Origin of the sequence: Kitasatospora sp. NPDC101176, from assembly GCF_044768035.1 — a bacterium.
Classification (GTDB): Bacteria; Actinomycetota; Actinomycetes; order Streptomycetales; family Streptomycetaceae; genus Kitasatospora.
In genome coordinates this window covers 161,880-174,587 of sequence record NZ_JBIWPA010000004.1, presented here as the reverse complement: position 1 = coordinate 174,587, position 12,708 = coordinate 161,880, and the positions used below count along the sequence as shown (strand labels likewise).

General features: G+C 71.7%; 9 protein-coding genes, 1 tRNA gene and 1 pseudogene. 6 read left to right on the top strand and 5 right to left on the bottom strand.

Going from position 1 to position 12,708, the window contains the following annotated elements; genetic code table 11:
• Positions 1 to 65 precede the first annotated feature (65 nt).
• Together ACIRS1_RS08500 and ACIRS1_RS08495 are read left to right on the top strand one after the other, a co-directional pair.
• Positions 66 to 1,214 (top strand): helix-turn-helix domain-containing protein, encoded by a 1,149-nt coding sequence (locus tag ACIRS1_RS08500; RefSeq protein WP_402837913.1) that lies wholly within the window; start codon positions 66 to 68, stop codon positions 1,212 to 1,214.
• A gap of 403 nt (positions 1,215 to 1,617) precedes the next feature.
• Positions 1,618 to 2,433: an alpha/beta fold hydrolase gene (locus ACIRS1_RS08495; protein ID WP_402837911.1), complete on the top strand. Its 816-nt coding sequence runs from the start codon at positions 1,618 to 1,620 to the stop codon at positions 2,431 to 2,433.
• Between the two features lie 111 nt (positions 2,434 to 2,544).
• On the opposite strand, the gene ACIRS1_RS08490 is transcribed toward ACIRS1_RS08495, so the two are convergent.
• Positions 2,545 to 2,618, bottom strand: a tRNA-Gly gene (locus ACIRS1_RS08490).
• A 278-nt stretch (positions 2,619 to 2,896) separates the two neighbouring features.
• On the opposite strand from ACIRS1_RS08490, the gene ACIRS1_RS08485 reads away from it, so the two are divergent.
• Together ACIRS1_RS08485 and dcd are read left to right on the top strand one after the other, a co-directional pair.
• A complete protein-coding gene (locus tag ACIRS1_RS08485) occupies positions 2,897 to 3,118 on the top strand; it encodes a hypothetical protein (protein WP_360205795.1) in 222 nt (73 codons plus the stop codon).
• Between the two features lie 72 nt (positions 3,119 to 3,190).
• Positions 3,191 to 3,766 carry a dCTP deaminase gene (gene dcd / locus ACIRS1_RS08480; protein WP_360205798.1) on the top strand — a complete coding sequence of 192 codons (576 nt, stop codon included), beginning with the start codon at positions 3,191 to 3,193 and terminating at the stop codon, positions 3,764 to 3,766.
• Between the two features lie 98 nt (positions 3,767 to 3,864).
• Here dcd and ACIRS1_RS08475 read toward each other — a convergent pair whose 3' ends face one another.
• The 4 genes and pseudogenes from ACIRS1_RS08475 to ACIRS1_RS08460 all read right to left on the bottom strand — a co-directional run bounded on the left by ACIRS1_RS08475 (position 3,865) and on the right by ACIRS1_RS08460 (position 9,787).
• Positions 3,865 to 4,755 carry a metal-dependent hydrolase gene (locus tag ACIRS1_RS08475; RefSeq protein WP_360205801.1) on the bottom strand — a complete coding sequence of 297 codons (891 nt, stop codon included), beginning with the start codon at positions 4,753 to 4,755 and terminating at the stop codon, positions 3,865 to 3,867.
• Between the two features lie 170 nt (positions 4,756 to 4,925).
• Positions 4,926 to 5,957 (bottom strand): Yip1 family protein, encoded by a 1,032-nt coding sequence (locus ACIRS1_RS08470; protein WP_402837908.1) that lies wholly within the window; start codon positions 5,955 to 5,957, stop codon positions 4,926 to 4,928.
• A 225-nt stretch (positions 5,958 to 6,182) separates the two neighbouring features.
• Positions 6,183 to 7,256 (bottom strand): annotated as a pseudogene (locus tag ACIRS1_RS08465) (sugar phosphate nucleotidyltransferase); the annotation flags it as partial.
• A gap of 308 nt (positions 7,257 to 7,564) precedes the next feature.
• Positions 7,565 to 9,787 carry a heterodisulfide reductase-related iron-sulfur binding cluster gene (locus ACIRS1_RS08460; RefSeq protein WP_360205806.1) on the bottom strand — a complete coding sequence of 741 codons (2,223 nt, stop codon included), beginning with the start codon at positions 9,785 to 9,787 and terminating at the stop codon, positions 7,565 to 7,567.
• A 301-nt stretch (positions 9,788 to 10,088) separates the two neighbouring features.
• Here ACIRS1_RS08460 and dnaK point away from each other — a divergent pair, with 301 nt between their 5' ends.
• Positions 10,089 to 11,933: a molecular chaperone DnaK gene (dnaK, locus tag ACIRS1_RS08455; protein WP_360205809.1), complete on the top strand. Its 1,845-nt coding sequence runs from the start codon at positions 10,089 to 10,091 to the stop codon at positions 11,931 to 11,933.
• Positions 11,930 to 12,556, top strand: a complete 627-nt coding sequence (gene grpE / locus ACIRS1_RS08450) for a nucleotide exchange factor GrpE (protein ID WP_360205812.1) — start codon at positions 11,930 to 11,932, stop codon at positions 12,554 to 12,556. The genes dnaK and grpE overlap by 4 nt, the downstream gene beginning before the upstream one ends.
• Positions 12,557 to 12,708: the final 152 nt, after the last annotated feature.

Below are 12,708 nucleotides of genomic sequence, written 5' to 3'. Positions count from 1 at the left end.
TGCCCAGGCGGCGCGGCGGCGGCCATGGTGCGCGGGACAGCAGCGCCAGGGCCAGAATTGTCCGTGTGAACAAAGAAGCCGAGTCGCCCGCCCGCGAGCAACGCGGACGCGTCCTGGCGGCACTGTCGCTGGAGGACATCGCGGCGGACGCTGCCGTCACCGTCGTCCGCGAGGTCCCGGCCTACCACGGGCACGACACCGGCCAGGTGCGCACCGAACTTCTCGCCGTGCTGGAACCGGTCATGGCGTTCCTGCGCGAGGAGCGCGACGCCACCGCCGCCGAGCAGGCACAGTTCGCCGCCTTCGGCGCCCTGCGCGCCGAGCAGGGCGTCGGGCTGGAGCCGCTGCTGGAGGCGTTCCGGCTGACCACCCGGCGTGCCTTCGACGCCCTCTACGAACAGATCCGGCGCGCAGACGCCCCGCAGGTCGGGCTGGACCTGGCCCGGGACTTCTGGGCCGGCTGCGACCGGCTGTCGGCGGCGGTGGTCCAGGGGCACCGGGAGCGGGAGCTGGAGAAGGCCCAGGCCGCGCAGGAACACCGCACCCTGCTGCTGCGGCAGTTGCTCACCGGCGACCTGCCCACTGAGTACCTGGCGACGGCCGCCACGGCGCTGGGCCTCGACCTGCGCACCGAGTACCACGTCTGCCACGCCCGGCCGGGGAAGGGCCGCACGATCGCCGCCGTGGAACGGGCCCTGCGCCCGCACACCGCCGCGCTGCTGGCCGAGCCGGGCACCGACCGCGTCATCGGCCTGACCACCCGTCCGCTCCCGGCCCGCATGACCCTGCCGGTGGGCCTGGGCTCGGCGCGCCCGCTGGCCCAGCTCCGTGAGTCACTGGCCGAGGCCGAACGCTCCGACGAACTGGCCGTCGCCTTCGACCTCCACCGGTGCGTGCGAACCGGCGAACTCCCGCTCCACCTGGCCGTGCTGGCCCTTCCGTCGGTAGGCGAGCAACTCGTCGAACGGTGCTTCGGCCACACCACGGGCGAACGCCGCACCACCCTGGTACGCACCGTCGACGCCTACCTCGCCACCGACGCCAACGCCGACCAGGCCGCCGCCGCCCTCTTCGTCCACCCCAACACCCTGCGCTACCGCATCCGCGGCCTCACCGCCGCCACCGGCCTCGACCCCGCCCACACCGAGGACGCCCTCACCCTGTGGTGGGCCGTGCGCCACCTCCAGGCGACCGGAAGCGGAAGCCGGTCGTGAGCACACCAGGTGCCGCCCCCTCCGAGCGGTGACTCGGCGGAGGCGGCACGAGCGGGAGCAGGTCAGCGGGCGTACTGCTGCTCGAACTGCTCGATCACGCCGCCCGCGATCTGGGTGACCAGATTGCCCCGGGTGAGGCCGAACAGGTGGCCGGCCCAAGGGAGCGGACCGGGCCGCACGTGGTGCAACCGCGAGGAGGCGTACCAGCGCTCGGGCTGCTCCGTTCGCCCGAATTCGCTGGCGGCGCCTCGGCCGACGAGGGCAGGCAGCGGAAAGGCGGGGGCGGAAACCGGCGCCTCCGAAGACGTCCGAGCGGGTGAGGCCCGCGCGTGCCGCCGTCTGCCTCCCGCCTGGCGCCCCGACGATGAACCAGTCCCTACCCCTCCCCGGCCAGGAGCCCCCCGTGCCCAGGATCACCACCAACGACGGCGTCTCCCTGCACTATTACGACGAGGGCGACGGCCAACCGGTCCTGCTCATCTCCGGCTACGGCGCGCCCGCCGACGACTGGGCCCTGCAGTGGGCCCCGTTGCGAGGGGCCGGCTACCGGGTGATCTCCCTGGACCGCCGCTGGCACGGCCGGTCCGACCGCCCCGCCTGGGGCCAGCGCATGTCCCGCCACGGCAAGGACGTCGACGACCTGCTCACCTCCCTCGACCTTCGGGACGTGGTGATCGTCGGCCAGTCGATGGGCGCCAACACCATCTGGGCGTACGTCAGCCTCTGCGGCACCGAACGCCTTGCCGGAATCGCCACCGTCGACCAGACCCCGAAGATGGTCAACACCCCTGACTGGCCCTACGGCTTCTACGGCCTCACCGACGAGAGCCTCGGCACCTTCTTCACCACCCCCGAGGCGTTCGCCACCGGCCACGGCCGCGCCTGGCCTGACCCCGTCGAGCTCGACGCCGCCATCAAGGCCGCCGGCGGGCGCGGCGCCGAGAGCCTGATCACCCCCGACACCTACCCGCTCCTGCTCGACCACTCCCGCCAGGACTGGCGCGACACCGTCGCCCGCGCCGAGGTCCCCGTCCTGATCACCGCCGGCGCCGAGAGCCAGTTCTGGCCCGCCGAGCACGCCGCTGCCACCGCCGCCCTCAACCCCAAGGCGACCTCCACCGTCTTCGAAGGCGCCGGCCACACCGCCCACGTCGACCGGCCCGACGCCGTCAACGAGCGCCTGCTCGCCTTCGCCGACTCCGTCCGAACCGGCAGCTGAGGGACCCGTCAACGACCGCGTCCTGGCCTTCTGGCACGGATCTGGCACGGCGGGGGCAAATTGGTCTAGACAATGCGAAAGGCCCAGGTCGTTGACCTGGGCCTTTACTGCTGGAGCGGGCGACGAGAATCGAACTCGCGCTCTAAGCTTGGGAAGCTCATGTTCTACCATTAAACTACGCCCGCCTGACGAGCCGTCATAGACCGCTCGATCCAGCATCACTGTACCCCATCCGTGACCCTCGCCGCACAGGCCTCCCGGGGACGTGGCGGAGCGCGGCCGGGGGCGCGCGGAGGCGTACTGTGTGGGCCGCGTAGGAGTGCTCCGGCGGGTGGGGTCGGGGCGGCGAGCCACGGTGTGGAATGTCCGGAACATCCCCTAATGTGACGCTGTCCCGGGGCCTTGGGCCACCGGGGCGCGATGAGTACGGGTGAGTACTGGGTTAGGGATGGGAAGGGGACCGATGGAGCAGCGCGCCGTCGTTCGTTGTGCCGAGGGGCACCTGTTCAGCACCACCACGTTCCCGATGCAGAACCTCGGACCCGGCCGGCTCGGGCCCGGGCGGCTGATCCGCTGTCCGCAGTGCGGACGGCTCCGGAGCTCGGTGCTGGCCGACGTGCGGGAGCTGTCGGCGCCGCAACTGGCGCAGGCCCTGCGGCTGGAGGCCGCGGAGTTCCTGGCCTGACGGTCGGCGTGAGGACGGAACGGGCCCCGGGCGGATTCGTCCGGGGCCCCGTCGTGCACGTAACCTCGAAGCGTGCTGCTCTCTGACAAGGACATCCGGACCGAAATCGACCTGGGCCGGGTCGTCATCGACCCGTTCGACCCGTCGATGATCCAGCCGTCGAGCATCGACGTGCGCCTCGACCGCTTCTTCCGCGTGTTCGAGAACCACCGCTACCCGCACATCGACCCCTCCGAGGAGCAGCCGGACCTGACCCGGCTGGTCGAGCCCGAGGGCGACGAGGCGTTCATCCTGCACCCCGGCGAGTTCGTGCTGGCCTCGACCTACGAGGTCATCACGCTGCCCGAGGACGTGGCGTCCCGGCTGGAGGGCAAGTCGAGCCTGGGCCGGCTGGGCCTGCTGACGCACTCCACGGCCGGCTTCATCGACCCCGGCTTCAGCGGGCACGTGACGCTGGAGCTGTCCAACGTCGCGACGCTGCCGATCAAGCTGTACCCGGGCATGAAGATCGGGCAGCTCTGCCTGTTCCGGCTCTCCTCGCCCTCGGAGCACCCGTACGGCTCGGAGCGCTACGGCTCGCGCTACCAGGGCCAGCGCGGCCCGACGCCGTCCCGCTCGTACCTGAACTTCCACCGCACCCGGGTCTGACCGGCCCGACCGGAACAGCACGCGCGACAACGGGCGGCCGCCCCTCGACTGACGAGGGGCGGCCGCCCGTGGCGTTGCCGGGCCGGGCCCGGTGGCGGTCAGGCCCGCTTCGGCCTGGTGACGGCGACCAGCTCGGTGCCGTCCTCGGAGAGCCGCAGCTCGGTGCGGAGCTCGGCCAGCTCGCCGAGGTGGTGCAGGTGGGTGCCGCCGCAGAAGATCTGCGCGCCACCCTCGGGCAGCTCGCAGTGCCACTGGCGGCGGGCGGTGAGCTCGGGGCCGGGGACCTCGATGCGGACCGGGGCGTCGGCGGCGACCCAGGTGGCGAGCCGGGCGTTGACGGCCTCGGTGAGGGCGGGCAGGGCGTCGGCGAGGGCGGGCAGCTCCTCGGTGGCGTCCGCCGTGAAGCCCTTCTTCTTGAGCGACTTGCCGAGCCGGTAGGTGTCGGTGCTGGCCTCGGTGTCCATCACCGAGGTGGCCATCGCGAGGCTGTCGAAGTCGGGGTGGCCGAGGGCGTCGGAGCGGCCCGGGTCCTTGCGCCAGCGCGGGGCGAGGGCCTCGTTGAGGGCGAGGGCGAGCAGGTGGCAGCCGCTGTGCGAGGCGCTGAGCGCGGCCCGGCGGCCGGCGTCGACGGTGAGCACCGCGGTGCGTCCGACGAGGTCGCCCGGGTCGGTCGCGAGGACGTGCAGGACCAGCCAGGACCACTCCTCGTCGCCGCGCCGGACCGGGATGTCGGCACCGACCAGCGGCGCGCCGCCGTCCGGACCGACGGCGCCGGTGAGGCAGTCGACGACGGCCAGCTCGGTGCCGTCCACGGCGAGGGTGCCGAGGTCGGCGGGCTGGTCGGGCCAGGTGTGGTCGAGCGGGTGGAACGGGGTGGCCGCGGTGACCACGGCGTACCGGCCGTCGGCCAGCGGGTGCACCGCGAGCACCGGGGACTCGCCGGTCACCGCCCCGGCCGGGAAGCTGACGTGGGTGGTGGGGAGGGTCATTCCTGGCTCCGGTACGTGAACGACGGGGGTGGACGGGGCCCGGTACGACCCGGGGCCCGTCCACCATTGTGCCGTCCGGGGCGCGGCGGCATGATCGCGCACCCCGGTGTCGGGGCGGGCCCCGGACCGGTGCCGCGGGGCCGGGCGGCCCGGCACCGGGGCGGGCGGGCTCAGCCCAGCGTCGGCAGCTTGATCAGCACCAGCAGCGCGAGCAGCTGCACCGCCGCGGCGGCCGCCGCCTTGCCCCAGGGCAGGTCGTGCACCCGCCGGACCATGCTGCTCAGCAGGAACGCGCAGAGCGCCCAGGTGGCCCATCCGGCGACCTGGACCACCACGCTGCCCGAGGGCAGCACCAGGTCGAGCAGCAGCCGGGGGGCGTCGGTCAGCCAGCCGATCAGGGCGGCCAGACCGACGGTCGACTTCCAGGGGCCGTCGCCGCCGAGCTGGCGGGCCAGCGCGTAGGTGACCGCGCCGAAGACCGCGCCGGCCAGGGTGAAGCCGATCGCGGCGGCGAGGATGCCGGTCAGCGCGACGGTGAAGGTCGAGTTGACGATGTCGTCGTGGGTCAGCCCGATGCCGAGGACCGCGAGGGCGCCGTAGAGCATCGACACCGTCAGGGCGGGCAGCCAGACCTGGTGGTCGCGGGTGCGGTCGAAGGTCGCGCCCGGGGCGCGGAAGACGCCGACGAGCAGCTCGCGCCAGTGCGGGCGGGGGCCGGAGACGTGCGGGGCGGACTGGCCGCCGGCCCGGTAGACGGTGACGTTGTCCTGGTTGTACGGGGGCTGCTGCCCGGCGCCGTGGCCCTCCTGGCCGTAGCCGCCGGGGTGGTAGCCGCCCTGGTCGTAGCCCTGGTCGCCCTGGCCGTAGCCCTGCTGCTGCGGGCCCGGTTGCCCGGGGTACCCGCCCTGGTCGTAGTACCCCTGGTGGGGCTCCTGCGGGTACGGGTCACCGGCCGGGAAGGCCCGGGTGCTGCCGGGCCGGTCGGCGGCGTACGGGTCGTACCCGCCGCCGTGCGGACCGGGCGCGCCGAAGCCCCCCGGTGTTCCGTCGGCTCCCCCGGCCGCCCCCCGGTGCGGGGCCGTGAAGTACTCCGGCCCGTCCGTCCCCCCGTGCCCCCCGGGTGCCCCCGCCGGCGGCGGAGGGGGCGCCCACCCGCCGTGGGGGTCGGCGCCCTGACCGCTGTCGTATCGATTACCAGCCACGGTCCGACGGTACCCGTCCGGCCCGGTCCGCGGACGCCCGGTTCGCAGCCGGGGCCGGTTTGCAGCGAGTCTGAGACGAACGGGTCGGGAATGCCGGCCGCACCCGGGCGCCCGGGCTGCGCGCCGCGGGTGCCGGGTCCGGTCCGGGTCCTACCGCTGTGCGGTGACCGAGGGGCCGTGCACGGCGGCGGCGGCCGCGGTGCCGGCCGGGCAGCCGCCCGGGCCGGCCGAGGTGCGGACCGCGCCGACCGGCAGCAGGGTGCCGCAGGCGATCCGGATGCCGTTCGGCAGCTCGTTGTCGGACTCGACGATGGCGCCGTCGCCGATCACCGCGCCGTCCAGCGCCGAGCGGGCGCCGACGGTGGCGAAGGCGCCCACGATGGAGTCCTTGACCAGGGTGTCCGGGCCGATCACCGCGCCCGGGAGGATCACGCTGCCCTCGACGATCGCGCCGGGCTCGACCACGGCGTCCTCGGAGACGACGGTGCCGCCGCTGAGCACCGCGCCCGGGTGGACGGTGGCGCCGGGCAGCAGCAGGGCGTCGCCGGTCGGCCCGGGAACGGCCGGGGAGTCGACCTTGCCGAGCACCAGGTCGGCGGAGCCGCGGACGAACGCGGCCGGGGTGCCGAGGTCCAGCCAGTAGGAGGTGTCGACGACGCCGCGCAGCAGCGCGCCGGTGGCCAGCAGCTCCGGGAAGGTCTCGCGCTCCACGGAGACCTCCCGGCCGGCCGGGATGCGGTCGATGACGGACCGGGTGAAGACGTAGCAGCCGGCGTTGATCTGGTCGGTGACGATCTGCTCCGGCGTCTCCGGCTTCTCCAGGAACTCCAGCACCCGCCCGTTCGCGTCGGTCGGCACCAGGCCGAAGGCGCGCGGGTCCTCGACCCGGGTGAGGTGCAGGGTGACGTCGGCCCCGGCGGCCACGTGGCCGTCGCGCAGGGCGGCGATGTCGACGCCGGAGAGGATGTCGCCGTTGAAGACCAGGACGGGCTCGTCGGGGCCGCAGGTCAGCCCGGAGGCGGCGTTGCGGATGGCGCCGCCGGTGCCCAGCGGCTCGCGCTCGGTCAGGTAGACCAGCTCGATGCCGTACGGCGTGCCGTCCTGGAAGTGGTCCTCGAAGACCTCGGCCAGGTAGGAGGTGGCCAGCACGACGCGGGTGACGCCGGCGGCGGCCGCGCGGGCCAGCTGGTGCGCGATGAAGGGGACGCCCGCCACCGGCAGCATGGGCTTGGGGGTGTGGGTGGTCAGCGGACGCAGTCGCGTGCCCTTACCACCGACCAGCATGATCGCCTCGGTCATGGTCTGCGCTGTTCCCCTTGTGCTCTCCGCGGCCCGGCCCGGCGGGCCGATACCTCCGTCGGTGGTCTGGACCCGTCCGGCGGTCCGGAACGGGTCGACCGGCACGGGGCCGGTCTGGCGCCTACTGTATTTCCTTCCAACGGAGACGCAGTCAGGCGGCCGTGCGATTGGCACCACACCCCTACGAGTCCTGCCCTCCGCGCGCTCCGCCGCGCACCCCCGATCGGCGCCAAAAGCCCGGCCCGGCGGGCGCTCTCGCGACGCCCCCCGGGCCGGGCAGTTGTTGCAGAACTGTCGAACAGGGGACGCTACGCGTCCACCGTCGCGGGCTCCTCGGCCTCGGTCGGCGGGGTGGCCTTCACCGAGTCGAGCAGCAGCTGTGCGACGTCGACCACCTTCAGGTGCTCCTTGGCCGCGCCCTCGTTCTTCTTGCCGTTGACCGAGTCGGAGAGCATCACCAGGCAGAACGGGCAGGCGGTGGAGACGATGTCGGGGTTGAGCGACAGCGCCTCGTCCACGCGCTCGGTGTTGATCCGCTTGCCGATGCGCTCCTCCATCCACATCCGGGCGCCGCCGGCGCCGCAGCAGAAGCCGCGCTCCTTGTGGCGGTGCATCTCCTGCTGGCGCAGACCGGGGACCTTGTCCATGATCTCGCGCGGCGGGCTGTAGACCTTGTTGTGACGGCCCAGGTAGCAGGGGTCGTGGTAGGTGATCAGGCCCTCGACCGGGTTGACCGGGACGAGCTTGCCCTCGTCGATCAGGTGCTGCAGCAGCTGGGTGTGGTGGATGACCTCGAAGTGGCCGCCCAGCTGCGGGTACTCGTTGGCGATGGTGTTGAAGCAGTGCGGGCAGGTGGCGACGATCCGCTTGACCGGGGCGTCCTCCAGGGCCGCGTTCAGCGTCTCGACGTTCTGGGCGCCGAGCATCTGGAAGAGGAACTCGTTGCCCAGGCGGCGGGCGGAGTCACCGGTGCAGGACTCCTCCTTGCCGAGGATGGCGAACTTCACGCCCGCGGTGTGCAGCAGCTCGGCGAAGGCCTTGGTGGTCTTCTTGGCCCGGTCCTCCAGGGCGCCGGCGCAACCGACCCAGTAGAGGTACTCGACCTCGGCGGGGTCGATGTCCTCGCCGATCACCGGCACCTCGATGCCGGTCTCCTTCTTGAGCTCCTTCACCCAGTCCAGGCGGGCCTTGGTGGCCATGCCCCACGGGTTGCCCTTGTTCTCCAGGTTCTTGAGCATCGTCCCGGCCTCGGTCGGGAACGAGGACTCGATCATCACCTGGTAGCGGCGCATGTCGACGATGTGGTCGATGTGCTCGATGTCCACCGGGCACTGCTCGACGCAGGCGCCGCAGGTGGTGCAGGACCAGAGGACGTCCGGGTCGATGACGCCGTTCTCCTCGGCGGTGCCGATCAGCGGGCGCTCGGCCTCGGCCAGGGCCGCCGCGGGGACGTCGGCGAGCTGCTCGGGGGTGGCCTTCTCCTCGCCCTCCATGTCCTTGCCGCCGCCGGCGAGCAGGTAGGGGGCCTTGCCGAAGGCGTGCTCGCGCAGGCTCATGATCAGCAGCTTGGGCGAGAGCGGCTTGCCGGTGTTCCAGGCGGGGCACTGCGACTGGCAGCGGCCGCACTCGGTGCAGGTCGAGAAGTCGAGGATGCCCTTCCAGGAGAAGTGCTCGACCTGGGAGACGCCGAAGACGGCGTCGTCGGCCGGGTCCTCGAAGTCGATCGGCTGGCCGCCGCTGGTCATCGGGCGCAGGGCGCCGAGCGCGGTGCCGCCGTCCTCCTCGCGCTTGAAGTAGATGTTGAAGAAGGCGAGGAAGCGGTGCCAGGCCACGCCCATCGAGGGGTTGAGGCCGATGGTGGTCGCCCACGCGAAGGAGATGCAGATCTTCAGCATCGCGAAGAGGTAGACCAGGTTGGCCAGCGTGCCGTGGGCGACGCCGTCGAAGGCGGCGGCGATCGGGTACGAGACCAGGTACGCCGGGTCGTAGGAGTCGACGCCGGCCAGGGCGCCCTCCAGGCCGCGCAGCATCAGGATGCAGATGCCGATGCCGAGGATCGTGTACTCGACGTAGAAGGCCTGCCAGGCGATGGAGCCGGCGAAGCGCGACTTGCGGCCGGCCCGGGAGGGCAGGCTGAGCAGCCGGATCACGATCAGGGTGGCGATGCCCAGGGTGGTCAGGGTGCCGACCAGCTCGACGAAGATCTCCCACGGCAGCCAGTGGCCGATGATCGGGAGCGCGAACTCGGCGTCGAAGAGCTGGCCGAAGGCGTTGACCACGGTGAGGACGAGGCTGAAGAAGCCGACCGCCACGAACCAGTGGGCGATGCCGACGATCCCCCAGCGGTTCATCCTGGTGTGGCCGACGAACTCGACGGCGACGGTCTTCGCCCGCTGGGCGGGCTGCCCGAAGCGGGTGGAGTCCGCCTGACCGGTCCGCACCACCTTGAAGATGTACAACGCCGCACGGGCGGCGAGCGCGGTGCCGATCACGAACGTGACCAGCGAGATGACGATCGCTGCTAGCTGCATCGGCTCTCCGTCTCCTGCGGCTTGCTGTTGAGCAGTCTCTGTGGTTCTGAAGTAAGTGTACTCGTCGGTAACTTGCCGGGCCGACGGCCCGGACAATACCGCCCGCCCACAGTCCTCCAGAAGGTTCTCAAGCTATGGCGGCAGTCACGTCACCCCACGCCCGCCACATCCGCCCGGCGGCCGCACCGCAGGACAGGGCTCAGCAAAGTTGAGCCACCCGGACTCATACCTGTTGACGCGACCCGTCGGGTCATGCATCCTTGAGCCCGTAAAGCTCAACTCTTCCGTGGAGGTATCTACGATGGCACGCGCGGTCGGCATCGACCTCGGTACGACGAACTCGGTCGTCAGCGTTCTGGAGGGTGGCGAGCCCACCGTCATCACGAACGCCGAGGGCGCGCGGACCACGCCGTCCGTCGTGGCCTTCGCGAAGAACGGCGAGGTCCTGGTCGGCGAGGTGGCCAAGCGCCAGGCGGTCACCAACGTGGACCGCACCATCCGCTCGGTCAAGCGCCACATGGGCACCGGGTGGAAGATCAACCTGGACGGCAAGGACTTCAACCCCCAGCAGATCAGCGCCTTCATCCTGCAGAAGCTGAAGCGGGACGCGGAGGCCTACCTGGGCGAGACCGTCACCGACGCCGTCATCACCGTCCCGGCGTACTTCTCGGACTCCGAGCGCCAGGCCACCAAGGAGGCCGGTGAGATCGCGGGCCTCAACGTCCTGCGCATCGTCAACGAGCCGACCGCGGCCGCCCTGGCCTACGGCCTCGACAAGGACGACCAGACCATCCTGGTCTTCGACCTCGGCGGCGGCACCTTCGACGTCTCCCTGCTGGAGATCGGCGACGGGGTCGTCGAGGTGAAGGCCACCAACGGTGACAACCACCTCGGCGGCGACGACTGGGACCAGAAGGTCGTCGACCACCTGGTCAAGGTCTTCCAGGCCGGCCACGGCGTCGACCTGTCCAAGGACAAGATGGCCCTGCAGCGTCTGCGCGAGGCCGCCGAGAAGGCCAAGATCGAGCTGTCCTCGTCCTCCGAGACCTCGATCAACCTGCCCTACATCACGGCCTCGGCCGAGGGCCCGCTGCACCTGGACGAGAAGCTCACCCGCGCCCAGTTCCAGCAGCTCAGCTCCGACCTGCTGGAGCGCTGCAAGATCCCGTTCCACAACGTGATCAAGGACGCCGGCATCGCGCTCTCCGAGATCGACCACGTGGTCCTGGTCGGCGGCTCGACCCGCATGCCCGCCGTCGCCGAGCTCGTCCGCGAGCTGACCGGCGGCAAGGAGGCCAACAAGGGCGTCAACCCGGACGAGGTCGTCGCCATCGGCGCCTCGCTCCAGGCCGGTGTCCTCAAGGGCGAGGTCAAGGACGTCCTGCTGCTCGACGTCACCCCGCTGTCCCTCGGCATCGAGACCAAGGGCGGCATCATGACCAAGCTGATCGAGCGCAACACCACGATCCCGACCAAGCGCTCCGAGATCTTCACCACGGCCGAGGACAACCAGCCGTCCGTGCAGATCCAGGTCTACCAGGGCGAGCGAGAGATCGCCGCGTACAACAAGAAGCTCGGCATGTTCGAGCTGACCGGCCTCCCGCCGGCGCCGCGCGGCCTGCCGCAGATCGAGGTCACCTTCGACATCGACGCCAACGGCATCATGCACGTCGGTGCCAAGGACCTCGGCACCGGCAAGGAGCAGAAGATGACCGTCACCGGCGGCTCCGCGCTGCCGAAGGACGACATCGAGCGCATGATGCGCGAGGCCGAGCAGTACGCGGAGGAGGACCACAAGCGCCGCGAGTCCGTCGAGACCCGCAACTCCGCCGAGCAGCTCGTCTACTCGACCGAGAAGTTCATCGCCGACAACGCCGACAAGCTCCCGGCCGACGTCAAGACCGAGGTCGAGACCGCCGTCGGCGAGCTCAAGGAGGCCCTGAAGGGCGAGGACATCGCGAAGATCCGCGAGGCCTCCGAGAAGGTGTCCACCACCGCGCAGAAGCTCGGCCAGGCGCTGTACGCCAACGCCGACGCCGCCGGTGCGGCCCCGGCCGGCGACTCCGCCCAGGCCAAGGCCGAGGACGACGTCGTCGACGCCGAGATCGTGGACGACGAGAAGCCCAAGGGCGGTGCGTCGGCATGACGGACAAGCCGCAGGGCGGCAAGCCCGGCGACGACTCCGCCGCCGAGGAGGCCGTGATCAAGGCGGCCGAGGAGGCCGCCGCGGGCGGTTCCTCCGACGCCGACGGTGCCGACGACCTGGCCGCCGCGAAGCGCGAGGCCGGCGAGCGCACCGCCGACCTGCAGCGCCTGCAGGCCGAGTACCAGAACTACCGCAAGCGGGTCGAGCGCGACCGGCTGACGGTCCGCGAGATCGCGGTCTCCAACATCCTGGAGTCCCTGATCCCGGTCCTGGACGACATCGGCCGCGCCCGCGAGCACGGCGAGGTCACCGGCGGCTTCAAGTCCGTCGCCGAGTCCCTGGAGACGGTCGTCGCCAAGCTGGGCCTGCAGCAGTTCGGCAAGGAGGGCGAACCCTTCGACCCGACCATGCACGAGGCCCTGATGCACAGCTACTCCTCGGACGTCACCGAGGACACCTGCGTGCAGATCCTCCAGCCCGGCTACCGGATCGGCGAGCGGATCATCCGCCCCGCCATGGTCGCCGTCGCGGAGCCCCAGCCGGGCACCCAGACGACGGCCGGTCCGGACGGCGACGCCAAGTCCGGTGACGAGGACGCGTCCGACGGTGGCTCGGACAGCTGACAGCTGACAACCTGTGACAGCTGACAACCAGTGCGCTGCGGAGTCGTACGCCGGCCATGACGGCGGCCGGCTCCGCAGCGCGCTGTCGACGGCGTCCGGCGGACGGCCCGTCGACAGCACAGCGACGATGGACATCGGGAGGTGGCGGGAGC